Annotated in this window: 17 protein-coding genes and 1 tRNA gene; 11 read left to right on the top strand and 7 right to left on the bottom strand. The window is 40.6% G+C overall.

The features are described 5' to 3' along the window. Positions 1-46: 46 nt before the first annotated feature. The gene (locus PHEP_RS20585; RefSeq protein ID WP_015809927.1) at positions 47-1,033 is read left to right on the top strand and encodes a phosphodiester glycosidase family protein; all 987 of its coding nucleotides are present in this window, start codon (positions 47-49) and stop codon (positions 1,031-1,033) included. An 81-nt stretch (positions 1,034-1,114) separates the two neighbouring features. On the opposite strand, the gene PHEP_RS20580 is transcribed toward PHEP_RS20585, so the two are convergent. Next, a complete protein-coding gene (locus PHEP_RS20580) occupies positions 1,115-1,861 on the bottom strand; it encodes a DeoR/GlpR family DNA-binding transcription regulator (RefSeq protein WP_015809926.1) in 747 nt (248 codons plus the stop codon). 278 nt (positions 1,862-2,139) lie between these two features. On the opposite strand from PHEP_RS20580, the gene PHEP_RS20575 reads away from it, so the two are divergent. The 6 genes from PHEP_RS20575 (at position 2,140) to PHEP_RS20550 (ending at position 12,482) form a co-directional block, all read left to right on the top strand. Continuing rightward, a complete protein-coding gene (locus PHEP_RS20575; protein ID WP_015809925.1) occupies positions 2,140-5,544 on the top strand; it encodes a SusC/RagA family TonB-linked outer membrane protein in 3,405 nt (1,134 codons plus the stop codon). Positions 5,545-5,561: 17 nt separating this feature from the next. Further along, positions 5,562-7,370 (top strand): RagB/SusD family nutrient uptake outer membrane protein, encoded by a 1,809-nt coding sequence (locus tag PHEP_RS20570; RefSeq protein ID WP_015809924.1) that lies wholly within the window; start codon positions 5,562-5,564, stop codon positions 7,368-7,370. Between the two features lie 39 nt (positions 7,371-7,409). Further along, on the top strand, positions 7,410-8,840 hold the full coding sequence (locus PHEP_RS20565) for a DUF4623 domain-containing protein (protein ID WP_015809923.1): 1,431 nt from the start codon (positions 7,410-7,412) through the stop codon (positions 8,838-8,840). Between the two features lie 69 nt (positions 8,841-8,909). After that, the gene (locus PHEP_RS20560) at positions 8,910-10,355 is read left to right on the top strand and encodes a glycoside hydrolase family 10-like protein (protein ID WP_015809922.1); all 1,446 of its coding nucleotides are present in this window, start codon (positions 8,910-8,912) and stop codon (positions 10,353-10,355) included. A 133-nt stretch (positions 10,356-10,488) separates the two neighbouring features. Further along, complete coding sequence (locus tag PHEP_RS20555; RefSeq protein ID WP_015809921.1) at positions 10,489-10,704, top strand: hypothetical protein; 216 nt, start codon at positions 10,489-10,491, stop codon at positions 10,702-10,704. Positions 10,705-10,781: 77 nt separating this feature from the next. Next, positions 10,782-12,482, top strand: a complete 1,701-nt coding sequence (locus tag PHEP_RS20550) for a S41 family peptidase (protein ID WP_015809920.1) — start codon at positions 10,782-10,784, stop codon at positions 12,480-12,482. A 6-nt stretch (positions 12,483-12,488) separates the two neighbouring features. Here PHEP_RS20550 and PHEP_RS20545 read toward each other — a convergent pair whose 3' ends face one another. Next, a complete protein-coding gene (locus PHEP_RS20545) occupies positions 12,489-12,818 on the bottom strand; it encodes a 2Fe-2S iron-sulfur cluster-binding protein (RefSeq protein WP_015809919.1) in 330 nt (109 codons plus the stop codon). 3 nt (positions 12,819-12,821) lie between these two features. Continuing rightward, positions 12,822-13,832 carry an NAD(P)/FAD-dependent oxidoreductase gene (locus tag PHEP_RS20540; RefSeq protein ID WP_015809918.1) on the bottom strand — a complete coding sequence of 337 codons (1,011 nt, stop codon included), beginning with the start codon at positions 13,830-13,832 and terminating at the stop codon, positions 12,822-12,824. Positions 13,833-13,962: 130 nt separating this feature from the next. Between PHEP_RS20540 and PHEP_RS20535 the strand changes: the two genes are divergently transcribed. The 4 genes from PHEP_RS20535 (at position 13,963) to PHEP_RS20520 (ending at position 18,161) form a co-directional block, all read left to right on the top strand. Continuing rightward, positions 13,963-14,709 carry a UDP-2,3-diacylglucosamine diphosphatase gene (locus tag PHEP_RS20535; RefSeq protein WP_015809917.1) on the top strand — a complete coding sequence of 249 codons (747 nt, stop codon included), beginning with the start codon at positions 13,963-13,965 and terminating at the stop codon, positions 14,707-14,709. A 163-nt stretch (positions 14,710-14,872) separates the two neighbouring features. Further along, positions 14,873-15,946, top strand: coding sequence for a peptide chain release factor 1 (gene prfA, locus PHEP_RS20530; RefSeq protein ID WP_015809916.1), 1,074 nt, complete (start codon positions 14,873-14,875; stop codon positions 15,944-15,946). A 97-nt stretch (positions 15,947-16,043) separates the two neighbouring features. Continuing rightward, positions 16,044-16,117: transfer RNA gene (locus PHEP_RS20525), tRNA-Asp, on the top strand. 253 nt (positions 16,118-16,370) lie between these two features. Further along, the gene (locus tag PHEP_RS20520) at positions 16,371-18,161 is read left to right on the top strand and encodes a DUF4091 domain-containing protein (RefSeq protein WP_015809915.1); all 1,791 of its coding nucleotides are present in this window, start codon (positions 16,371-16,373) and stop codon (positions 18,159-18,161) included. Between the two features lie 7 nt (positions 18,162-18,168). Here PHEP_RS20520 and PHEP_RS20515 read toward each other — a convergent pair whose 3' ends face one another. From PHEP_RS20515 to PHEP_RS20500, 4 genes are read right to left on the bottom strand one after another with little or no spacing between them, the layout of a single operon-like run. Further along, positions 18,169-19,458, bottom strand: a complete 1,290-nt coding sequence (locus PHEP_RS20515; RefSeq protein WP_015809914.1) for a sugar MFS transporter — start codon at positions 19,456-19,458, stop codon at positions 18,169-18,171. Then, on the bottom strand, positions 19,448-20,266 hold the full coding sequence (locus PHEP_RS20510; RefSeq protein ID WP_015809913.1) for a sugar phosphate isomerase/epimerase family protein: 819 nt from the start codon (positions 20,264-20,266) through the stop codon (positions 19,448-19,450). Before PHEP_RS20510 ends, PHEP_RS20515 begins: the two co-directional genes overlap by 11 nt. 3 nt (positions 20,267-20,269) lie before the next feature. Beyond that, positions 20,270-21,172, bottom strand: coding sequence for a phytanoyl-CoA dioxygenase family protein (locus PHEP_RS20505; RefSeq protein WP_015809912.1), 903 nt, complete (start codon positions 21,170-21,172; stop codon positions 20,270-20,272). Positions 21,173-21,201: 29 nt separating this feature from the next. Then, complete coding sequence (locus PHEP_RS20500) at positions 21,202-24,342, bottom strand: DUF5107 domain-containing protein (RefSeq protein ID WP_015809911.1); 3,141 nt, start codon at positions 24,340-24,342, stop codon at positions 21,202-21,204. Positions 24,343-24,677: the final 335 nt, after the last annotated feature.

Below are 24,677 nucleotides of genomic sequence, written 5' to 3'. Positions count from 1 at the left end.
GGCAATTTGTTTTTAAGTATAACACTATATATAAGATGTTACGAACATGAAGAAATTATTTAATTTAAAAAATGTTAAGGTTGAAGTGAAAGTTTTCACTTTTAAATGCACGTTATTGGTATGGGCATTAACAACTGTGCTTTACGGGTGTAAAAAAGATAAAAAAGAAGATGGGGGTACAGATGTACCAGAAGAAGTAGTGGATAATGTGATTGAACCTCTTACCAAGAAGATTATGGACAATACCACGGTAATTGGAACATTCATTTCGGATGAGACAGGTTCTGTTACTGCTGGAATAAATATTACCAGGCTGGCTTTTCTCAGGAAAGATAAATTGCCTGTAAGAATCTTTATTATGGAAGTTGATATGAAAACGCCAAAACTTGAAATTCAGGCAATGGCGCCTTATAATGACTACATTAATGGTTTGCAGAGGCTTTCCGAAATGTGCAGGGACAATGAACTTCCGGGAACAAATATTGTTGCTGCTGTTAATGGTGATACCTTTAGTACAACAGGTGCCCCAACCAGTTTGTTTTATATAAATAATCGGGTTTACTATGGTACTGTTGCTACAGGGAGAACCTTTTTTGCTGCAATGAAGGATGGGACAATAGTTATTGGGGGAAAGGATACAAAGGGGGTAGAAAGACCTGTTGATAAAGCCCAGATTAAGAATGCAGTTGGGGGGAATCAGTGGCTGGTAGACAACAATATAAAAGCCACTTTGACTGACGCTACGATTAGTGCCCGGACAGCAATTGGTTATAATGCCAATAAGGTAATTTATGCAATTGTAGTGGATGGATCACAAGCTACTTATTCAAATGGTTTAACGCTTGTTGACTTAAGAGATATTATGGCTGCGCTTGGTACAAAAGACGCAGTCAACCTTGACGGAGCTTCGTCCTCAACTTTAGTGGCTAAGGATTTGACTAAAGGAACGTGGAATGTTTTAAATAAGCCTGCATTGGCACTTAATGCAGAAAGGTTAATTGGAAACGGGCTTGGCTTTATCCTTAAAAACTAATTGCTGTACCATCATAATTAACGCTTTATTATAATAAAACGCGGGTATCCAATCTTTTTGGATACCCGCGTTTGCTTAATGCTATAATATCTGCAGTGTTTTTACTCTATATGGATTAAGTTCTTCGGCTCTGGGATCAAGCTCTGTAATCAGGTAATCTATATTATCCAGAGAAGCTACCTTTAGTCTTAATGAAGTATCTAGTTTTTCTGAAATACATAAGATCGCAGCCTTCTTGGAGGAACTGAACATGGCTTTCTTGAGCTGATTGATCTCCCAGTCGGTGTCGGTTAATCCATCCTGCGGGTGGATGGCACTTGTACCCAGCAGGCAAAGATCGGCATTGATCTCTAAAAGCTGGTTGATGACATACCCTCCATAAGTTACCTGCGAATTTTTAGAAAATAAACCACCAATAAGGATCACCTCAACCTGGGGATATTTTGCCAGCTCTATGGCTACAAAAGGGCTGATGGTAAAGAAAGTCGCATTTAAATTTTCGGGCAGTTGCTTTACCAGCTCTATAATAGATGTTCCTCCACCCGTTAAAATGACCATTCCGTCTTTTATTAAGGGGATGTTTTTCTTCGCAATAAGGATCTTGGCCTCTCTGGCATAAACGTCACTGTCATCAAAAAAAGATTGATAAGATTTTGAGAGCGCGCCACCATGTACTTTAGAAAGCTGGCCTTGGTCTGCCAACTCCTGAAGATCACGCCTGATCGTGTCTTCAGAGACATTGAGCAATTGAACAAGGTCAGATGTAAGTACGCGGTTGTGTAAGTTGATCTGGCGCATTACAAAGTCGTGCCTTTCTTTTTTGAGCATAAAATTTTTGGTTACTGTAAATAAAAAATCGCATAATCAATTGCGTAAATTTGCGTATTTATGCGGTATTTGTTGCATAAATATTTTAAAATAGTTTGCTTTTTATTGCATTATATAAAAAACATTTCCTTTCTTTACTAAAAGGTTACGAATTATGCGGGTTATTGCGGTATTTGTAATCGAGTATAAAAAGCCAGTACCAAACCAACAACCGAACAATTAATCATTATCGAACAATAATTATTTAACTATTTATTTAACCAAAAATCTGCGTTTTTATGAAAAAAAAATTACTCATACTGTTCTTGAGTACATTTTTGCTGGCGGTCCAGGCGATTGCCCAGCAAATTACAATAACAGGTACGGTTTCGTCTGCGGACGGGCCTATACCAGGGGTTTCCATTCGGGTTAAGGGAACTACCATGGTTGCACAAACCGGTGGCGATGGAAAATATGCCATTAAAGCTGCAGCAAATGATGTCCTGGTTTTTAGCTATGTGGGTTATACTACTTTAGAAAGAAATGTTGGCAGCAGCAGTACAATTAATGTAAATCTTGTTGCTGATAACAATGGGCTTGATGAAGTGGTTGTGGTAGGGTTTGGCACGCAAAAGAAAGAAAGTTTGACAGGTGCGGTATCTTCTGTAAATGTAGAGAAAGTATTTGGCAACCGTCCTTTAGCCGATGTAGGAAGAGGCTTGCAGGGTGCAGTTCCGGGCCTTTCAATAGTTGTGCCTAGTGGCGAGGTAGGATCAGACCCGATTATTAAAATTCGTGGCCAAATAGGATCGATCGTAGGTTCGAACAGTCCACTAATATTAGTCGATAACGTAGAAATTCCAAGTATTCAATATGTAAATCCAAATGATATAGAGAGTATAAGCGTATTAAAAGACGCGGCCTCGAGTGCGATTTATGGTTCAAAGGCCGCTTTTGGCGTAATCCTGATCACGACAAAAAAGGGGGCAAAGGTAGATGGAAGTAGGGTTACTTACTCGAATAATTTTGTATGGCAATCTCCATTTAAACCCATTGATATTGCTGGAATTGACGGTTTGGAATATACATTGGATGCTCATGAAAACATGAAACAACCTGGTCCTGCAGGGGGGTTCTGGCGTATAGACAGAACGAGTTTCGGTAAGATCAAAGAATGGCAGGCAAAATATGGTGATGTGGTTGGCAACAATGACCCTATTGTGTATGGTCGTGACTGGTTTTGGGACGGAGCCCAAAAATTCGGCTATAGAATTTATGATCCTGTAGAAGCCATGATAAAAGATCATGGTTTATCTCAAATTCATAACCTTGGCTTAAACGGGAAAAGCGGGAATACAAGTTATAATTTAAGTGTTGGGTATTTGGGGCAAGAGGGTATGATGAAACCTGCCAAGCATGATGATTACCGGAGATTTATCCCGGCATTAACTTTGTCCACTAAAGCGACTGACTATTTAACTGTTCGCGGTGGAGTAAGGTATGCAGATGCAACAAAGCGGAATCCTTATTCATTAAATGTAGATGCTTTTACAGCAGATCCCTGGTTATATCTTTACCGTTGGAGTCGTTTATTTCCAATAGGTGTGCAGGAGCAGGGTGAAGATATTATAGACCCTGCCTTTTCTGCCAGGATGTCGAATGATCAGATCCGTGATGAAAAGTATTTGAATATGAATTTAGGTACTACAATCAATATCACCAAAGCCTGGGATGTGCAAGCCGATTATGCATATAGTACAGAAAATAATCTATTAACCTATTCTGTTCCTTATGTACAGGGACGTACTACCTGGTATGGTGTTGAGACGCTTAGAGACGCAAACGGGCAAGTGTATGTTGATGAAAACGGCAATATTACAGATTCAGGAGGCATGCCGGCTTATCGTTTTCCGTTAACGGATCATACCCTTAAGGCAAATACTTCTTTCTCACAAAATAATTATAGGTCAAAAAGAAGTACATTTAATGTGCTTACAAATTACAATTTGGATTTAGGTAATCATCAATTCAAGTTTTTGCTGGGTAGTAATATCGTTGCTTTTGACTATTCCAGTCAATTCTCTTATAGAAGTAACTTATTAAACAATGACAATCCGCAATATAATTTTGCTCTTGGCGGAACTGAAAAATCAGGTGGAGGTGCGAATTGGGATTCACAAGCAGGATTTTTTGGAAGAATCAATTATGCCTACAAAGACAAATATCTTTTTGAAGCTACTTTGAGACGCGATGGGAGCTCGAAATTTCCAACGCATTTGAGATGGAGATCATATCCCGGGGTTTCTGGAGGTTGGGTTATATCTAACGAGAATTTTATGGAATCGATAAAACCTGTATTGAGTTTTGCCAAACTTCGTGCATCCTGGGGTTCTATTGGAGATCAATTAGTGCCTAATTCCCTGTATTTACCAGTAATGGATCCATTCAAAAGCTCATGGTTAAATAGTTCTGCCAACCCTTATTATTATTTGGCTACACCTGACCCTGTCTCGGGGGACGTTTCATGGCAAAATATTGAGCATATGAACCTGGGGGTTGATCTTCGATTCTTTAATAATAAGTTGGGCATTACAGCTGAAGTGTTTCAGCGGAACACCAACGATATGATTATGGGAGGTGATGCACTGCCTGCTACCTTTGGTGCAAGTGCCCCTGAGGGTAATTATGGAAACTTGAGAACCCGGGGATGGGAATTGAATATAGATTTTAACCATCAATTCGATAATGGGCTCCGCTTAAGTATAGATGCTAATCTTTCTGACGCTGTGACTATTATTACAAAAGGCCCTGATTATAAAAATTCCTGGGAAAATAGACTTCTAAGTTCAACTTTTTCTACAGGACGAAGATATGGTGATGTATATGGTTTTGTAACCGACCGGTTATTTCAAGCGGATGATTTCGTGTATGATGCTAACGGTAAGTTTGTGCAAACCAATATTGTATATAATGGAACCAGTAAAACAACTAATAAACTTGCTGGGGATAATCCTGTTTATCAGACCTATTTTGAAGATGGTAACCAGACCTTGCTGATTAGCCCTGGAGATGTGAAGTTTAAGGATTTGAATGGGGATGGCTACATCGATGCCGGAAAAGGCACCAATGGTGATCCTGGTGATCGGGTTGTAATTGGAAATATCACACCAAGGTACCAATATGGCTTTCGTTTAGGTGCCGACTTCAAAGGATTTGATTTATCCGTTTTCTTTCAAGGCGTGGGTGAAAGAAAAATTTGGGGTAGCGGACAGTTGGCTATACCTGGATATTTCGCCAAAGAGGGCGCAATGCCACAAGCAATTGCCGGGGATTACTGGAAACCTGATCGTACTGGAGCGTTTTATCCAAGGGCCTGGAATATGAACGGTGCCAATGAAGGATATGTGATGAGAACTCAAAGTAAATATATGCTGGACATGTCTTATTTAAAAATAAAGAACATTACTTTCGGGTATAACCTGCCTGCTTCAGTGCTTAAGAAAATTAAGCTCGCTAATGCAAGGGTTTACATTTCCCTGGAGAACTTTATTACGTTTGATAATTTGAGAGGATTGCCGATTGATCCAGAAGCTATTTCAGGATATTCTATATTACGTTCTGAAGGAAATTATAATTTAGGCCGTACAGGTACCTCAAATCCTGCATTTAAATCGGCTTCTGCAGGACTTCAAATTGGTTTTTAATTTAAAGGAAGAAAGAAATGAAAATAGCATTTAAAATAGTATTCGTCTTTTTAGTGATCGTTTTTTCTGGTTGTAAGAAATTTTTAGACAGGCCACCTTTGACCTCCGAAACGGATGAGACAGCCTGGACGAGCGAAGAAAAACTCCGTCTTTACGCAAACAAATATTATACAGATTTTTTTGACGGTTATGGAAATGGCTTTACGACAACTGGTGCACCCTTGGTAGGTTATACCAATAGCGATGATATGGTTGTTCAGGGAAATCAACCGAACTTTACACGTTCGGTACCTAACAGTTCTATTTGGAGTTATACGACTATCCGCTCTGTTAACATCATGTTAGACCGGATAGAAACTAAAATGTCTGGCATTTTGTCGACTGAAGCGAAGGCACATTGGACAGGTGTTGGACGGTTTTTCAGAGGTTTTAGGTATTCAGAACTGGTACAATCCTACGGAGATGTGCCTTACTATACACGGGAAATTCAAAATACAGAGCTTGGTGAATTGTATAAAGCAAGAACACCACGCAATGAAGTAATGGATGGTGCGTATGACGATTGGAAATTTGCACTTCAAAATGTTCGTTTAAATGATGGGGATCAAAATTTAAACAGATATATTGTAGCAGGTTTTGTTTCCAGATTGGCATTAATTGAAGGTACCTGGCAAAAATATTATTACAAGAGTAATGAACGCGCCAAAAAGTTTTTAGATCTTGCCGTGGAAGCTGCCGATATGGTCATTTCAAGCGGTAAGTATGACATTACTACTGATTATAAAACACTGTTTACTTCTAAAGAATTAAAAGGAAACAAAGAGTGTATCTTGTATAGAAATTACGATCCTGCTGCCGGAGTTACCCATGCAATTGCATCTTATGGTAATTTAGCAGAGTCTACAACTAATGGCCCCACTTCCGATTTAATTAAATCCTATATTCTTAATACTGGCGGGGTATGGCAAAATGCAAGTTCTGCAATACAGGATTTTAATCTGGATAACCTGATAAAAACCCGTGACTCCAGATTTGAAGCAACTTTTTATAGTAAACCCAGTCTGCTCAATAAGGGCTCTTTTTACTACATCACCAAGTTTTTGCCACGGGATGTAGAGAAACGCACACAAGTAGACCTGCTGGGTATGCCTCCAGAATTTGTTGGTGATAAAAATGAAACGGATGCCCCGGTATTACGTTATGCAGAAGTATTGCTGAACTGGGTTGAAGCCAAAGCTGAACTAGCTACTATTGGTGGTACAGCGTTAGTACAAAATGATATAGATAAAACAATTAACAAGATCAGGAGCAGGCCTTTGGCAGCAGAGGCGATAACCAGGGGTGTAGTTAAAACAACGAACCTGAGTTTAGCAGCTCTTCCAACAGATCCGGATAGAGATCCCGATGTGTCTTCTTTAATATGGGAGATCAGAAGAGAGCGCAGAATGGAGTTTGCGTTCGAAATTTTTCGTTTGGCAGATTTAAAGAGATGGTCCAAACTTCAGTATATGGATAATAGCCTTAACACTGATTTACTATCGGGTGGATGGGTTAATTTTCCGACACAACTTCCTGGCGCATTAACTGCAGCAAATATAGGGATTGTTTCTGTTGTAGATTTAAATGGAACAGAAACCGTTTACAATGGAACCAATGCGGCAGCCATGAAAGGTTTTTATAAAAATACTATAAATAAGGGCCGTTTGCCATTTCTGAATCAACCAAATATCAATCCATATTTAACTCCTGTTGGCTTGGTTCAAATGGACGATTATGCTGCCAAAGGATATAAATTGACGCAGACACAAGGCTGGCCGCAGAACTAAAGGTTTAAAATCTATATTTCTAAAATAGACAGATATAAAATGAAACTAACATATAAAACTTCAAAAACAGGACTTTTAGCAACCTTTATGGGGCTGCTGATCCTGGCCTCATGTAAAGATGATTACCCGGTAGCACCTGATACATCATCCAATATGACTGTTTTAAATTCAATTAAATTAATGAATGCCGGAGCAAACGGGGCTACCGTGTTGCAGGGGGTTGTTGATGAAAATACCAAGACAGTGACATTCCCCAGAATAGAACCAGGCACAGATTTCTCAAATCTTAAATTTGAGGCAGATCTATCTCCTGGTGCTAAATTAAATCAAGAAACGTACCCCGTTACATTTGAAGAGGGACAAACGGAGAAAGTGATTGTACTTAAAGTTTTAAATTCGCCTCGTTACCGCGAGTATTTAGTGAAGTTGAGATTAAAAGTGCCCGTGTTTGGTGCTGATTTTGAAAATAAAACTACTTATGATTTTACAAGTAACCCATTAGGAAACCCAATTTACGATGCCTTTACAGGTGCATTAACCAGAGGTAGTGGGTTTGACGGACAACAAGTTTTAATTCCTAGAAGAGAAGCCCCACATCTGCTAAATGTGTCGGAACTGAAAGCTGGGGTAATCAATAAAATTCCGTTAAATATAACCGGAGTTACCTTAGGGACCTTCACCCTTAATATGGCGGCCCAGGTAAATGGACATTCCTATATCGCAAACCTATCTGGTAATACTGCTGGCAGCCCTTTAAAAATTTATCACTGGACTAATCCTAGCCTTGCTCCGCAAGTAATTGCTAATATAAATGTTGGAACTATAACCGGGGCCGGAGTTAGATATGGCGACAATTTTTCAGCGAGCTTAGATGACCAAGGGAATGGCTATTTCTTTTTTGGAGACAATGCAGGCACTAAAATATTAAGATTTGATGTTGCTAATTATACCTCCGTAACCAATCCGATTGCTTTTGCAATTCCAGTTGCAGCGGCTGGATCATGGACCTCGTACAATCGAATTGGCAATACTAGCGAATACCTATTTACAGGACATGATGCGCCTGTTGCATTGGTGTCTGAAGGAGGAACGGCTGCATTTACCATGAGTAGGACAGCCATTCCTGTAAGAGGCTCAGATGCCCGTGTGGTTTACTTTAATGGCGAACGTTACCTTATTGTAACCACAGCAGCAAGAACAGGTGCGGAAGCTACCAATTTTATTGTTTATGACATTACAAAAGGCGAAAATGTAAAAGATGCTTTAACCAACTTAAATGCACAAGCTTTGGTTAAACCTGTATTTGAGTACTCCTTAATGGGGCCTGTAAATACCTCACCAGCATCGCAAACAGGTTTTTATGTTAAAAAGGATGCAATGGGTAATGATGTATCTCTAATGCTATATGCTGCTGCAAGTGATGCGGGATTCGTGTTTTTTGAATTTCAAAAGAAAGTAGCTTTAGATTAACCCATCTATCCCATTTAAAATGAACACTAAGCAATAATATAATTGAAATTAGTACAAAACTTTAAATCAATGAAAAAGAACCATTTACACCTTGTGGCAGTGCTGATCTTGGCACTGCTTCTAAATGCCTGTAAGAAAGGTGGTAACGACGCCAAACCTGATCCTGTTGATCCGCCAGTAGAAACAAGCCTTCTTTTTCCTAAAAAAGAAATGAGAGCGGTTTGGATTGCCTCAGTGTATGGTTTAGACTGGCCACAAAGTGTATATACTATGGCTGGCCAGAAGCAACAATACATAGATTACCTTGAAAAGTTTAAGAGCCTTAATATCAATGCCATATATTTTCAGGTAAAAGGAATGGGAGATGCATTTTATAATTCCAGCTATGAACCCTGGAGCGCATCTATCACTGGAACAAGAGGTGTAGACCCAGGGTATGATGTGCTTAAATTTATGATTGATGAAGCCCATGCCAGAGATATTGAGTTTCATGCCTGGATGAACCCATATCGGATAGCAACTCGTGCCAGTTCTGCCAGCTCATTTCCGGCCCTTCATTCTTCTGTTAAACCAGAATGGGTACTGGACTTTCCGACCATACGCATTTATAACCCTGCATTGCCCGAAGTGAGGCAACGACTGGTTGATATTGTTAAAGAAACGATCACAAAATACGATGTCGATGGGATACATTTTGATGATTACTTTTATCCGGAAGGCGAAACGTTTACAGATCAGGCAGATTTTACAAAGTACGGTGCAGGTATGGCCAATATTCAGGATTTTAGAAGGGACAATGTGAATAAGGCAATAAAAGGTGTATATGATATTATAGTAGCTACGAAACCCGGAGTAGTATTTTCTGTTTCACCTGCTCCGGAAATCACTAAAAACTTTAATACCCTATATGCCGACGTTAAAAAATGGAACCAGGAAGGTTGGGTAGATGTGGTTATACCTCAATTGTATCAGGAAATAGGAAACCAATACAACGATTTTCAATTGCGACTTTCCGAATGGTCTCAGAACAGCTTCAAAGCAGCTTTAATGGTGGGGCATGGCTATTATAGATTTGGAGATGCTACTGCGCCGGCGGCTTTTCAGTCATCATCAGAGTTACAAAGACAATTTGACCTGACTAGGTTAAATAAGAAAGTTGTAGGAAATGCAATGTACAGTGCTAAATATCTTAACTTGAATAAGGTAGGCATTACAGATAAGCTCGCCGCTATTTACAAAGACCCTGCTGTTATGCCATTTTTAGGTCGTAATGTTGCTGCAGCCCCAGCTGAAGCTACAAATGTTAGGATAGAAAATGGGGAGTTGAAATGGAATGTTACAGGAAATGTGAAATCAGTTGTGTATTATTTTTCTGATTTAAAGAAAGAAGGGAAAGTATTAACGATAACCAAAGGGAATAGCATTTCAATTAACACAATTGGATATTATTCTGTTTCAACGCTAAATATAGATAGCCAGGAAAGTAAGTCATCTGGTGTAGTAGAGAAAAAATAATGAACTGGCCTAAATAAAAATGGTTACAGCTATATAAATTAAGCCCGGACAGCGTAAAGTCCGGGCTTTTTGTTATAAAAAATGGGTGCTTTGCTCTCATAAATTTTCCTATTTTTGCATCAAAGTACATATTATGGCAAGTTTTACGCTTACTCCTGAAACCTGGGAAAAGGTTAAAATAAAATTTTTGAGAAAATACCGTGATCTGGCTGCAGTAGACCTGTCGTTTAGCCCTGGTCAGGAAGATCAGCTCGTAACACAATTGATGGGCCTGGTAAAAAGGGACCGCACTTATGTTGAGTTTACGATTAACAAGGCGCTAGCGGATCCGGAAGGGAACAGGCTTTAATTTGCTGCCTTTTTATTGATATACGAGGCTTTTTTGTAAATTTACTTCAATGGATTGATGAACCCCATCTGCTTACGATGAAAATATACAAAATTGCCGCAGTTGCTCTCCTTATTACCTTTGCTTCTATAACCTGGTCTTTTAAGGAAGACCTTTTTCAGGTGTCAAAGAATCTGGACATTTTTGCTTCTTTATATAAAGAAATAAACATCAATTATGTAGAGGAAACAAACCCTTCCAGCCTCATGCGCAGCAGCATTGATGCGATGCTCGAAAATCTGGACCCTTATACAGAATACGTTCCTGAATCAGAAGTAGAAGATTATAAGCTGAAATACGTGAGTACTCAATACGGTGGCATTGGGGCCAGCACCATTTTTATTGAGGGTAAGTTATTTGTAAATGAGGTTAATGAAGGCTATCCGGCCGATAAACAGGGAGTAAAACCTGGCGATCAACTTGTAAAAATTAATGGTAATGAGGTTAAGGGGAAAGACCGGGCGCAGGTAAGCCAGTTGCTGAGGGGACCAAAAGGCTCTGTTGTCGAACTCCTGATCATTAGGGAAGGTACCTTGATTACCAAAAACCTGACCCGTGATGAAATCAAACAGCCCAATGTTGCCTACTCCGGCATGACAGCAGATAATATTGCCTATATCCGTTTGGATAAATTCCTTGAAAACTCTGCTCAGGAGGTTAAGGATGCTGCAGTTACATTGGGTAGACAGCAGCCTAAGGGTATGATCCTCGATTTGCGATACAACGGTGGGGGGATACTGCAGGAAGCTGTTAAAATTGTCAACATTTTTGTGGATAAGGATATCCTGATCGTGACCCAGAAAGGAAGAAATCCGCAAAAAACCATTACCTATAAAACAATTAACCAGCCCTTATTTCCAAACGTTCCACTGGTGGTGTTAATCAGTGGATCTTCTGCCTCGGCTTCTGAAATTGTTGCTGGAGCACTGCAGGACCTCGACAGGGCTATAATTGTTGGACAGAGGAGCTATGGAAAGGGGCTGGTTCAACAAACCTTTAACCTGCCTTATAACAGCCTTGTTAAGGTTACTGTAGCCAAATATTTTACCCCCTCGGGCAGGTGCATCCAGGCGCTTGACTATGCGCATAAGGATGCCAACGGCAAAACACTCAAATTTGCAGATTCGCTGATGAGTAAATTCAGTACAAAAACCGGGAGAAATGTATATGACGGAAATGGCATTTATCCTGATGTGCTGGTAAATAGCCCTAAGCTTAGCCCGGTAACCATTTCACTGTTGAATAAGAACCTGTTTTTTGATTATGCCAATAATTATAAAAAGAACAATAAAGAAATTGCTCCGGCAGCTTCTTTTCAGCTTACGGAAAACGATTATGCCGCTTTTGTAAATACCATGGCAGGACGGGATTACTCATACACCTCACGTACAGAACGCTTATTGTCTGACCTGAGAACAGAGGCAGAAAAAGAGAATAAACTGACGCTTGTTAAGGCCGACCTTGAAGATTTAAAAGAAAAAATGCTTGGTGCCAGAAAAACAGACCTGACTACCTATAAAGCAGAGATCAAAAGAGTTTTAGAAACCCAGATCGTAAGCCGCTACTACTATGAAAAGGGTAAAGTGATCCAGGCGTTTCAGTACGATAAGGAGCTGAATGCAGCAAAAAGTCTGTTAAATAACAACAATAAAATGCTGGCCATCCTTAAAGGTGAGGGCGAATATAAAACAATAGGCAGCCCTATAAAAACAATAGCAGCTGCCTCTGATAATAATTAATAGTATTTATTCGGCGTGATGCAGCTTTACAACAAGCCCGTCCATTGCAGGGTTCAGCTGTAGTTGGCAGGCCAGTCTCGAATTTGGCAGCACATCTGGTAAAGTATCCAGCATGGCATATTCATCATCGCTCATTTCATTTAATTTATCTTCACCTTCTAGCACGTCTACACAGCAGGTAGCACAAAGTGCCATACCACCGCAAGTGGCAAGAATATCATATTCACAAGCTTTAAGATATTCCATTAGGCTTAAGCCCATATCCACAGGTGCTTCTAATGTAGTACGGCTGCCATCAGGATTTTGTACGTGCAGGGTAATGTTGTTTTCTTCCATGTTTTAAAACTCAGATACACCGTTAACAGTGGTGTATTTCATCGTGTATTTAATTCCGGGGTTCATGTATTGGTAAGCACTGTGGCTCATCAGTGCAGCTTCATGGAAGCCGCATAAAATGAGTTTAAGTTTGTTGGTATAAGTGTTGATATCACCAATTGCATAAATACCTGGAATATTGGTTGAGTAATCATCTGTATTCACTTCAATAGCACTTTTGCTTATGTTTAGGTTCCATTGCTCTATAGGGCCTAATTTTGGGCTTAATCCAAACAAAGGGATCAGGTGGTCGGCAGCTACTGTAGTGGTTTCTAGGCTCTTGTTGTGTATCAGTTCTACACTTTCCAGTTTCCCGTTTCCATTTACTGAATTCAGGTTGCTGTTAAGTACCAGATTGATACGTCCGCTTTCGGCTAGCTCCATTACTTTGTTTACCGAATCAGGTGCACCACGGAAGCTTTCACTACGGTGAACCAAAGTCAGCTCATCTACCACATCGGCTAAGAAAATGGTCCAGTCCAGTGCAGAATCACCACCACCCGCAATTACCATTTTTTGTCCGCGATATTTTTCCGGGTCCAGGATCATATAATTAACACCACGTCCGTTCTCAAACTGTTCCAGGCCTGCTACAGCTGGTTTACGGGGTTCAAAGCAGCCCAGCCCACCTGCAATAACCACTACCTTAGCTTCTATAATGGTACCCATATTGGTGGTTAGTACAAAATCGCCCTCACCACGTTTTTCCAAACCTTCAATGCGCTCTCCTAATGTAAACCCAGGGTGGAAAGGTTTGGCCTGCTCCATCAGGTTATCGATCAGCTCCTGAGCCAAAACGGTTGGGTAGCCGGGGATATCGTAGATAGGTTTCTTAGGATATATCTCAGAAAGCTGCCCGCCAACTTGTGGAAGGTAATCTATTAAATGACAGCGCATTTTTAATAAACCTGCTTCAAAAATCGCGAATAAACCCACAGGTCCGGCGCCAATGATGGCTATATCAGTAGAAATCATAGTTTAAATTTTGTGCGAATTTACGAACTTTAGTTATTAATAACGATTCTATTTTGTAATATTCTACAAAGCCTGTAGAATTTATTTAGGCTACAAGGCTGATAATATTAATTATCTTTGTCCCGCATTCATGAAAAAGAACATTTATTTCGCTTCAGATTTTCACCTTGGGTCGCCAGGTTACGCAGAAAGCAGACTGCGCGAAGACCGCATATTGAGGTGGCTAAATTTCATAACGCCAACCTGTAGTGAATTGTTTCTGATGGGTGATATCTTCGATTTCTGGTTTGAATACCGTACCGTTATACCTAAAGGGTTTGTGCGTTTGCAAGGTAAAATTGCAGAAATGACAGATGCGGGAATAAAAGTTTATTTTTTTAAAGGCAACCACGATATGTGGGTTCACGACTACTTTAGCAAAGAAATGGGGATGGAGATTGTGAGTGATGCACTGGAGATAGAAAGAAATGGGAAACGGTTCTTTTTACATCATGGTGACGGATTGGGGCCTGGTGACAGAAAATACAAATTATTAAGAAAGATATTCAGAAACCCGGTTTGTCAGTGGTTATTTGCCTTAGTGCCACCCCGTATAGGTTTGGGTATAGCCAACTGGTGGTCTGGCCGCAGCCGGCTTGCCAATAGTAATGAAGAGGTGTTTGAAAGTGTAGACCAGGAATGGCTTGCTGTTTATGCTAAAGAAATTTTATCAAAAACACATTTCGATTATTTTGTTTTTGGACATCGTCATTTGCCTTTGAACATAGACTTAAATGGTAAAAGCAGGTATATAAACCTTGGTGAGTGGATCAATTTCAATTCTTATGCCGTATTTGATGGCAATGATTTAACCCTGAATTACTTTGAAAAAGAATAGTTCACGACAGGGTGCAGTTGGGTATTGCCAACAATTATTAGCTGTATTAAACGAAAAACCCTATTTTTGTTGTCCAAAATAAAAACCATTTGTCCGGTTAATCAAGATCTTGCAGATTTGATTTCAGGACTAATGAGAATAAATTATTTCCTGAAAAAAGAATATGTTAGAGAAATTAGAAGCAATTAAACTGCGTTGGGAAGATGTGGAAGAGCAGTTGAGTAATCCTGATACCATGCAGGATATGAAGCGCTTTGCTGCTTTGAATAAAGAATATAAAGACCTCGGCAAGATTGTAGATGAATATAAGGTCTACAAAAATGTGATGAGCAATATAGAAGCCAACAAAGAAATCCTGAGCACAGAAAAGGATGCTGAAATGCGTGAAATGGCAAAAGAGGAGTTAGATCTGTTATTGGTACAGCAGGAAGAGCTGGAAGAAAAGGTGCGGTTAATGCTCATTCCTGTTGATCCGGAAGATGCTAAAAATGCGGTCTTTGAAATCAGAGGGGGTACAGGTGGAGATGAAGCTGCGCTGTTCGCCGGAGATCTGTACCGGATGTATAGCCGCTTCTTTGAGCAAAAAGGCTGGAAAGTGGAAACTGTTGATGTAACAGAAGGTACGGCCGGCGGTTATAAAGAGGTAATTTTAAAAGTTAGTGGTGAAGATGTTTACGGACAGCTGAAATATGAATCTGGTGTCCACCGGGTGCAGCGTGTACCAGATACGGAAACTCAGGGACGCGTACATACTTCAGCGGCTTCTGTAGCCGTATTGCCGGAAGCAGAAGAGATCGATCTTTACATTAATCCGGCAGATATTGATCTGCAAACATCTCGTTCCGGTGGTGCAGGCGGTCAGAATGTGAACAAAGTAGAAACCAAAGTGCAGTTGACACACAGGCCATCTGGTATTGTGGTGGTTTGCCAGCAGGAAAGGTCTCAGTTAGGCAACCGCGTAATTGCGATGGAGATGTTGCGCAGTAAGCTTTATGACATCGAATTGCAGAAGAAAAATGGGGATATCGCTGCAAGACGGAAAACGATGGTCTCAACAGGGGACCGTTCTGCAAAGATCCGTACTTACAACTATCCGCAAGGTAGGGTTACCGATCACCGTATCGGATTGACGCTTTATAACCTGAACAGCATCATGGATGGTGGTGTACAGGAGCTTATTGATGCCTTGCAGTTTGCAGAAAATGCAGAGAAATTAAAAGAAGGAGCTGTAATTTAGTCAGTTGCAATTATTTTAAAATAAATGTTGCAAAGTTAAATAAACACCCTATATTTGCAATCCCGAAACGAAACAACGATACAAAAAGCGGGAAAACGGACCGGTAGTTCAGCTGGTTAGAATGCCGCCCTGTCACGGCGGAGGTCGCGGGTTCGAGTCCCGTCCGGTCCGCAAGTTTTAAATTAAAACATCGAAAAGCCTTCAATCGTAAGATTTGAAGGCTTTTTCATTTTCCGGGTCCCCCGAAATATTCAATTTTTCCTTTAGGTTATCCAGCAATACCCGGTTACTGGTTCATTACATTATTTTTCGCAACCAAACGAAACTGTTATACGAAATAAAACGAAATATAATTGCGATAAAACGAAATGTTTTCTAACTTGCAGGAACCTGTTTAACCGAACCAAAACTATATTACAATTTTATGAAAGTGACCAGCAAGCTTTATCAATTAATTCTTTTTAGTGCATTAACCGGAATTTCCGGCGCCGGATTTTGTCAGCAAACGCATTGGGACAAAGGACAAATATTTACAGAGGCAAACGATCCAGTAAAAACGGACAACAAAAACTGGTTAGAGGTAAAACCGGGTTTACATAGTTCTTTTGTATCTATTGATAAACGTTATGCTAAATCTGAAGTGCCTAATATTAACATAGAGCGTTCAGTTCTTTTAACAGGTTGGAAAGGAGAGCGTTTGTCAGCCCAGGTGCTGCTCTGGACTACAGATTCCATTCCCGGAGTGAAAGTAACCTTATCTGATTTTATTTCTGAAAGTGGGAGTAAGCTCAAATCAATCGGTTATGCCCGGTTCGAGCGATATGTGCTGACAGACGAATATGGATCCGGATGGGCTTGCGGAAAACGGAACGCAGCAGATTTTTCCAGTTCATTATCTGCAGATATGCTGGATGACCTTTCGTCCTTCAATCTGGAAAAGAAAAAAGTAAGACCCGTGTGGATCACCCTAGAAATCCCCAGAAAGGCAGAGCAAGGCTCCTATTCGGCGAAGGTACAAATAACTACCAAACAGGGAAAGCAGCAGGAACTGAACTTATCCCTGGATGTTATCAATCAGCTGTTACCGCAACCATCTTCGTGGAGCTTTCACCTCGACCAATGGCAACACCCCTCAGCAGTTGCCCGTGTAAATAAATTACCTGTATGGAGCGAGGCGCATTTCGAAGCCATGAGACCACAAATGCAGCTCCTGGCAAACGCCGGTCAGAAAGTAATTACGGCTACATTGAACAAAGACCCCTGGAATATTCAAACTTACGATCCTTATGAAGATATGATCATCTGGACAAAGGGAAAGGACGGAAGCTGGTCGTACGACTACCGGATTTTTGATAAGTGGGTATCTTTTATGATGGGCCTTGGAGTAAAGAAGATGATCAACTGTTATTCTATTGTTCCCTGGAATAATGAAATCCATTATAAAGATGCCATCACAAACAAGTTTGTAAACATAGTGGCCAAGCCTGGTACTACGGCGTTTACCGAAATGTGGGAACCGTTCCTGAAAGATTTTGCAAAACATCTGCAGCAAAAAGGCTGGCTTGAAATTACAAACATTGCCCTGGATGAAAGAAATAAGGATGAGATGGGAATGGCTTTTGCACTGATAGAAAAGGTAGCCCCAAAACTTGGCGTTGCCTATGCTGATAATCAAAAGACCTATAAGCGTTATACCAACAGTGATGATGTGAGTACCGCGGTTCAACATCCTATAGATGACAAAGATATTGCAGAGCGTAGAAGCAAGGGATTGAACACTACCTTTTATATCTATTGTGGAAATAGTTTTCCCAATCAATTTACTTTTTCTGAGCCCGCTGAGTCTGCTTATTTAGGCTGGTATACCCTGGCTACAGGTTATAATGGCGTGCTGCGCTGGGCTTATAATTCCTGGGTGGAAAATCCTTTGGTAGACTCCCGATTCAGAACATGGCCTGCAGGAGACACCTATATTACTTATCCGCAAGCCAGAAGTTCTATCAGATACGAGCGTATGCTGGAAGGTATCCAGGACTATGAGAAAGTGCTTGTGGTAAAGAAAATGCTGGAACATAAGAATGACCTGGCTACTTTAGCGAAATTGAATGATGCCATTGCGAAATTGAAAAGCCATTCCCGATATGAAGGTTGGAATAGTGATTTAAATGCAGCAAAGCAATTGCTCAACAACATTTCAGTATCCTTATCGAAATAGCATTCTGTTAAATTTCATCCGGCATTGAACGTCTGCCCCTCAGGCTGTAGTATAGATTAAAAAGATAGCAGGGAATTAGAATGATGTAGGCATATTGATTATTGGTATACTTAGCTAAAACGCCATATACTAATGGCATGATGGCCCCACCGGCAACGCCCATAATCAAAATAGCAGAGCCTCTGTTTAGCATCTTCCCTTTTAACCCTTTTAGGGCCTGGGGCCATATTGCAGGCCATAATAATGCATTAGAAAGGCCTAGTAAAGCGATAAATACGATGGAACCTGTACCGGGGACAAAGATCGCCAGAAGTGAAATGAGTATGCCCAGCCATGCAGAATAGGTAAAAGCCTTTTCCTGTGATATATATTTGGGAATGGCATAAGCGCCAAAAAGATAGCCAATCATGGTACTTGCTAAGGTATAGGCAGTAAGGTTCTTTGCAATGTTTAAGGAAAGGCCATGATAAATGCCATAATTACCAATAGTATCTCCGGCTATCACTTCCAGGCCAACGGTCGAAAATGTTGCAATAAAGCCCAATATAAAGTTTAGCCGCAGTTTAGCCGCCTGTTTTAAATCAATTGTCCCCTTATCCGGACGTGCTGGTAATGAGGCTTCAATTTCAGGTAAATGCGCAAATTTAATGAGATAGGCTATGGCTAAAAGGATGAGCGTCAGTGCTATATAAGGTAATATTACTGCATGTGCAAGGCTATCCAAACGTAATTTACGGGCTGCATCTGCCATCTGCTGAAGTTCGGCAATCAGGCCATCAGAATTTTTAAGAATAATAGCGCCTAAAATAAGCGGGGCAATTACACCGGCAAATTTATTGCATATACCCATCATGCTGATGCGTTGTGCAGCCTTTTCAGGAGGGCCAAGCAGTGTAATATAAGGATTCACCGCCGTTTGCAATAAGGTTGTACCTGTGCCCACTACAAACAAGCCCAATAAAAATAAAGGGTAATAACGCATTAAGGCCGCAGGTATAAACAAAGCACAACCAATAGCCATAATTATCAAACCAACACGCATCCCTTTAACCATACCTGTCCGTTCCAGAATTTTGCTGGACGGAATGGCCATCACGGTATAGGAAATGTAGAAGGCAAAAGTAACCAGGTAAGCCTGCCATTCTTCCAGTTCACAGGCTATTCTCAGGTAAGGGATCAGTGTTCCGTTAACCCAGGTTATGAAACCGAAAATAAAAAAGAAAGCACCAATAGTTATGATTTGCATGGTCAGGGCTTTTTTAGCCGGAGTCTGTATGGTTAGGGTTTCATTCGGCATAATATCTGGTTTTAAGTAAATCTTTGATGTATTTGTTGAGGTTCCATTGGTGTTCAGAAGCAGGTATCTGGCCGGGACTGGACGACATATACGGGAATGGGCCAAACTCTGATGTAAAAGTGAAATATGGAGCCGCTTTTTCTTCCTGCAGGCAAATTGCTTTATCCCAGATTTGTAAATGATGCTGAAGGGCTTCCTGCCATTCCGGATTGCGGGGGTCATTTACCTGGGGGCCCTGCGTAAAGCCGACACGAGCATGGATATGCCGGGTTCTGGACAAGGCCAGGTCAACTGTTGCTGCCTGGTCTTGTAAAAAACTTTCTGCAACAGTAAACCAATGAGAAATATCGAGTGTAAGGTTTAACCAGGGCAGTTCTTCTAAAAAAGCTTTGGTACCATGTGCGGTAAAACTAAATTTTCCACGATGTGTCTCGTGCAGGATCTTAATTCCACTTGAAATGCTTATTTGTTCCGCCTGGGATAACAATTCCAGATTTTGTTCAAAACTGAAATGATCTTTTCCAGTATGTGAGGTAATGAACATGGGTTCTGCCTTTGTCAGGTTAATTAACCGACTTTGCATTTCTTTTTTGTGCTGATTAAAATCTGGTGTACCGGTATCCCAGTGTACACCGATCAGCTTCAAATTCATAGCTGCTGCAAGCTGCGCCATTTTTTTTTGTATCGTAGGGTTGGAAGGCAAGCTGGCTTCTACACCATCGTACCCGGCATCCTTAACCTTTCTTAAAAAGTCTGCCCAATCCAGGTGCTCATTACCCCAGTAGGTACAAAAAAATAACTTCTCCATATTTTATATGGCCATTTCCTTTTCAGGATCTATCAATATAGGGAAATATTGTCCGCTTATTTTTTCTCCTTTAGGTATGGCTGGAGTTCCTGGCATCAGTTCTTTGTCGGTATCAGAAATGGTGCCATCTGCAAACATATTTAAAACAAAGGCCCTTCTTGATCTTTCAGATCTGTTTTCGTAAGATCCATGGATCAGCAATGGGTGGTGAAAGGTTCCATAGCCCTTTTTAAGCTCAATTGGAACTGGTTTGAAAGCTGCTTTTTGTTCGTCTGTCAGAAACTCCATCAAACCTTCCATTTCTCCTGCTAGTTCCGGTTTCTCCAAGAGGCCCCAGTTATGGCTTCCGGGCACATAATACATGCAGCCATTTTCAGTTGTTGCATCGTCAAGCGCTACCCAGCAGGTTAAATGTTGCAAAGGAACTGTCCGTGTCCAGTACGAATAATCCTGATGCCAGGCTACCACGCCGCCATGTTTGGCAGGTTTGCAAAAAAGCTGGTCATGCCAAAAGCGGACGGCTTTGTTGCCCAGCAGCTGGCTGGCCGCCATAACAAAGGCCGGGTTCCATAAAATGTCATGAAAAGCCGGCGTAATGCGCCAGGCTCCTAAAGCATGGAACAATACAGAGTTGGGATCTGTTGAAGCATTGGAGAAAAACTGATGAAATAAAGTGTGGTCAGGCAGGTTTGGATCTGAAATGCGCAACAGGTCTTCATTCAGCTGATCTACCTGCCATTCTTCTAAAAATTTGATGTCACTTACATAACCATTCGCTTTGAAAAAACTGATTTGCTCATCACTGAGTTTATATTTCTCCCATTCTTCCTTGTGTGTTGGCCATTTGAAAAAGTCTGATACCAGCTGGTGGTATACGGAAAGGTCTTTAAGTTGGTTCGTGTTCATTTTGCTGATTTTTAAATCCGATTGATCTGTTAATTCATTGTAGCTAAATGTGTATGCTTGTTAAATAATCCAATACTGTGTAATTTTTTTACGAAAGGAAAGGACCGGTCTTCAAATGGCACTTCATAAGGCAGAACCTCTTTAACCGGAACCTTCTGTTGAGAAAGTTCAGCCAATTCCTGTTGGTTGCCTTTTAAAAATGCGATGCTCCATTTTAGCGGTAAAGCATCAGGATCTTGTTTTAACCAGTTGTCCAGGATTCTTTCTGCACCTTTTACATCACCCATTTCCTGCATAAGAAAAATGCTGATGAAGTCAAGTATACCATAAGGACTGAGTTTATGGTGCATTCTGTAACTTGTTATTTTATCCGTTAGTGCCTTTCGTTCTTCTTTATTTTCATGATCTATACAGATAAGCTGCATGTAGTCTTCGAGGCGCTCATCAACATGATGAGGTTTGCCAATGCCCATGTTTTCAGGCCATGTCCTAGCCATATTGATATGATGTGTCGCTTTTTCCTGGTTCTTATCTTCAAGCGCGTTAAACGCACAGAGCAGGTGAGTTTCCCGCCAGCTGTTCCTGCCTTCAGAGGCCCCCTCATTTGGCAATACGGTCATATTGGTCATCAGGGCAATCCCTTGTTCAAATTTATGCGTATGCATAAAGCATTTTGCAAGTTTCAGCCCTAAATAATAATTGTCGGGATACATTTTATATCCTTTACTGGTGATGTTGAGTGCCTGCACCCAGTCCTCATGTGCAGCGTAGTAATTGGAAAGGTTTAGAACTGTCCTCCATTCATCGGGTGCAAGCTGAAAGGCTTTTTTTAGGTCAGAAAGGCAGCCGTCCTTCTGCAATTCCTCTTTTAAGTTTGCCCGTACAATATAAAAAGGATAGAAGTCGGGCAGCTGCTGACAGCTGTTTAAAAGACTCAATGCTTCTTCTCTGCGCAGGTTCTGGATATGGGCAAGTGCAAGATAATATTTAAACTGCCAGGCATTGTGCTGGCTAATTGCCCAGTTCAATACTGTAATGTCCTCTTCACGATGCGGAAAAACAAAATCAGGCCTCATTGCCACTGCCTTTTCCAGTGCACTGGCAATAGTAGTTTTCGAATCGGAAAGCGAATATAGATAAGCTTTCCAAAGATAAACCATTGCGTAATCAGGGGCTGCTTCCAATAGTTTAAGCGCTTCACTATACAGGTTTACATTGTAATAGAAGGCAGCCAGTTCTGTATAAGTTTCATAAGGAAGTTCACTTACGGTAATTTTGTCCAGCGGGATGCCTTCTGCTTTGTTTAATTCAAATTTTGCCAGGTAATTAATGGGGTCTGTATGTAAAAGCTGTTTGATCAGTAGCATCGACTGTTTTTTATTTCCTTTAAGATTGTTTATAATGATGCTTAAATATAAAGATTGGAGATTGTCCGGGCTATACAATCTTGCTTTTTTTACATAAGCATATGCCTTTTCAATCTGACCTTCACGCAGTAACATTTTTGCCAGAGCTATAAATGATGCAACCCTATACTCGACAGATTGACTGGCAATAGAAAAACCATCCTTTGCGTCTGCTGTATTTCGTAACCTTTCATTTACCAGTCCATATAAATAATTGGCCTCCGGGTCATACGTATCAACAGATAATACAATACTTAAAAGGTTCAGTGCTTCAGTAAATTTAAGTTGTTTAAAATAAAGACCTGCCAGGCCGCTAAGCGCTTCTGTATAAAAGGGGTCCAGGTCCAGGCAAATCTGATAATGCGTTATTGCTCGGTCAAAAAAACGTTGTCTTTCCCATTCCTTTGCCTGAATGCAATGCGCTTGTACCGAATCGAAATTGTAGTCCTTACTCAGTTTTGTGGGTCTTTTTAATACTGTATGCTGTTCAGGGCCATTGTATATTATCGAATCATTTAACGTTACCAGTAATTCGGCTGCTTTTACAGGGTATGGAAGTCCGAAGCTGCAGTTCTGCATTGCTTTCATTCTAAGCTGTGTTGAAAGGATTTCCTTAGTGTGGTGAAAAACTTTAAAATGATCATCCAGGCTTTCATTGGCACAGATATTAATCAATTGGTTTCCTTCTTGTACAGTTATATAAAATGAAAGTTGTTGATTGCCATAGGTTAATCCTCCAGTGTTTTTAACCGGAAACCAATGTTCTTCCCAGGTATCGTAAGTATAGGGTAAAAATGACCTGTGTTTAAACGGGGTTTTAGAGCTGGCAGCAATACTTTGATTAAATAAACGACCACTTTGAACCTCTGTGTACTGGCCATCCTCGTCTGTTAAAAGATCTTCCCAGATCATACCATAACGCGAAAGTCCCCAAATCCATATCTTTTTTCCTGGTTTTTCGTCATAAGGAGCAGAATGTCCCATGCCAAACTGATCATTATGCCAGTAACACCCCCAAAAATCGGTATAGGCGCCAAAAACATGATAGGATTTATATTCACCATAATTATTCTGGTCGTAGAAAGAAATTTTTCTTTTTTCGTCATCCTCAGGCCAGCTCTGTGGTACTCCATCGTGTCCTAAACGATGCTGCCCCGGGTAGATGTATTCCAGGTTTCCGGAGGTTTTAATACCCACATTGTTCCATTGATAGTAGGACTGGGACATACAACTATTGTTGTGCCACCAACTTTTAGTGCTAAAATGTGCAGCATCTTTACCCAGTTTTATTTCTACACGCCATTCTGTACGGGAGGGCCAGTCCGTGGCCCCGATAAAGCAGCTTACACTGCCATCTTCATTCTCAATTGTTTTGTAGTCAACCGGAGCCGAACAGGAGGGAGTATGCCCGATGATGCCCATATTGATTTCCATGCCACCGGAAGTCCAGGGACCTCTCATGGCTACATCTCTGAATTTTGCTGCATGGTTAAAATATATAAATTCCCTTGTTGTCGATTTTTCTATGGCACCCCATATTTTTCCCCCTACAGCTGGATTGATCCAGATTTTGATGTGATTGTTTTCCATAACAATCATTTCCCAGGTCTGTTCTATGCTTTTATTGGTGTATCCATCAAAACGGTTATAAGGATACAGGCGTCCAAACTCAGGAATGGGACTCGGATCCGAATAGGGATACGTTTTAAGTACAATAAGTTCCTTTCTGATGATCGCTTTTTCTTTAATCTTGGTGTCTTCCATTTGATGTCACAGGTTGAGCAGGGATAAGTATATGAGCCCAACAATATTTCTATGATCAAACTTAGTTAAGAATAAATTAAGAAGCAAGCCGTGAATTAAAAAAATGTGTGCGCACACACATGATTATTTGTTGAAATAACCAATAAAATGTATTTTATTTGCAATACGCATACATTTAATATTAAATGTATATGTGGATAAAAAAACTTACGGTTTTGGTGATATGCCCTTGAAAAGAGGATTAACCGGATAGACTTGTATTTATGTTTATCTTACAAACTAAATAAATACATTTGTTAAATTTTTTTAGCCGCCGCCGCCAATATTTTTGATTA

It is taken from the genome of Pedobacter heparinus DSM 2366 (assembly GCF_000023825.1).
GTDB lineage: Bacteria > Bacteroidota > Bacteroidia > Sphingobacteriales > Sphingobacteriaceae > Pedobacter > Pedobacter heparinus.
The sequence above is the reverse complement of the archived record's forward strand: the minus strand, read 5'-3'. Positions and strand labels throughout refer to the sequence as shown.

Excerpts from the sequence above, each read along its gene's own strand:
- PHEP_RS20550 (WP_015809920.1), top strand. The coding sequence starts at position 10,782 with ATGAAAATATACAAAATTGCCGCAGTTGCTCTCCTTATTACCTTTGCT.
- PHEP_RS20505 (WP_015809912.1), bottom strand. The coding sequence starts at position 21,172 with ATGAACACGAACCAACTTAAAGACCTTTCCGTATACCACCAGCTGGTA.
- prfA (WP_015809916.1), top strand. The coding sequence starts at position 14,873 with ATGTTAGAGAAATTAGAAGCAATTAAACTGCGTTGGGAAGATGTGGAA.
- PHEP_RS20535 (WP_015809917.1), top strand. The coding sequence starts at position 13,963 with ATGAAAAAGAACATTTATTTCGCTTCAGATTTTCACCTTGGGTCGCCA.
- PHEP_RS20585 (WP_015809927.1), top strand. The coding sequence starts at position 47 with ATGAAGAAATTATTTAATTTAAAAAATGTTAAGGTTGAAGTGAAAGTT.
- PHEP_RS20575 (WP_015809925.1), top strand. The coding sequence starts at position 2,140 with ATGAAAAAAAAATTACTCATACTGTTCTTGAGTACATTTTTGCTGGCG.
- PHEP_RS20520 (WP_015809915.1), top strand. The coding sequence starts at position 16,371 with ATGAAAGTGACCAGCAAGCTTTATCAATTAATTCTTTTTAGTGCATTA.
- PHEP_RS20580 (WP_015809926.1), bottom strand. The coding sequence starts at position 1,861 with ATGCTCAAAAAAGAAAGGCACGACTTTGTAATGCGCCAGATCAACTTA.
- PHEP_RS20540 (WP_015809918.1), bottom strand. The coding sequence starts at position 13,832 with ATGATTTCTACTGATATAGCCATCATTGGCGCCGGACCTGTGGGTTTA.
- PHEP_RS20500 (WP_015809911.1), bottom strand. The coding sequence starts at position 24,342 with ATGGAAGACACCAAGATTAAAGAAAAAGCGATCATCAGAAAGGAACTT.
- PHEP_RS20510 (WP_015809913.1), bottom strand. The coding sequence starts at position 20,266 with ATGGAGAAGTTATTTTTTTGTACCTACTGGGGTAATGAGCACCTGGAT.
- PHEP_RS20515 (WP_015809914.1), bottom strand. The coding sequence starts at position 19,458 with ATGCCGAATGAAACCCTAACCATACAGACTCCGGCTAAAAAAGCCCTG.
- PHEP_RS20545 (WP_015809919.1), bottom strand. The coding sequence starts at position 12,818 with ATGGAAGAAAACAACATTACCCTGCACGTACAAAATCCTGATGGCAGC.
- PHEP_RS20555 (WP_015809921.1), top strand. The coding sequence starts at position 10,489 with ATGGCAAGTTTTACGCTTACTCCTGAAACCTGGGAAAAGGTTAAAATA.
- PHEP_RS20560 (WP_015809922.1), top strand. The coding sequence starts at position 8,910 with ATGAAAAAGAACCATTTACACCTTGTGGCAGTGCTGATCTTGGCACTG.
- PHEP_RS20570 (WP_015809924.1), top strand. The coding sequence starts at position 5,562 with ATGAAAATAGCATTTAAAATAGTATTCGTCTTTTTAGTGATCGTTTTT.
- PHEP_RS20565 (WP_015809923.1), top strand. The coding sequence starts at position 7,410 with ATGAAACTAACATATAAAACTTCAAAAACAGGACTTTTAGCAACCTTT.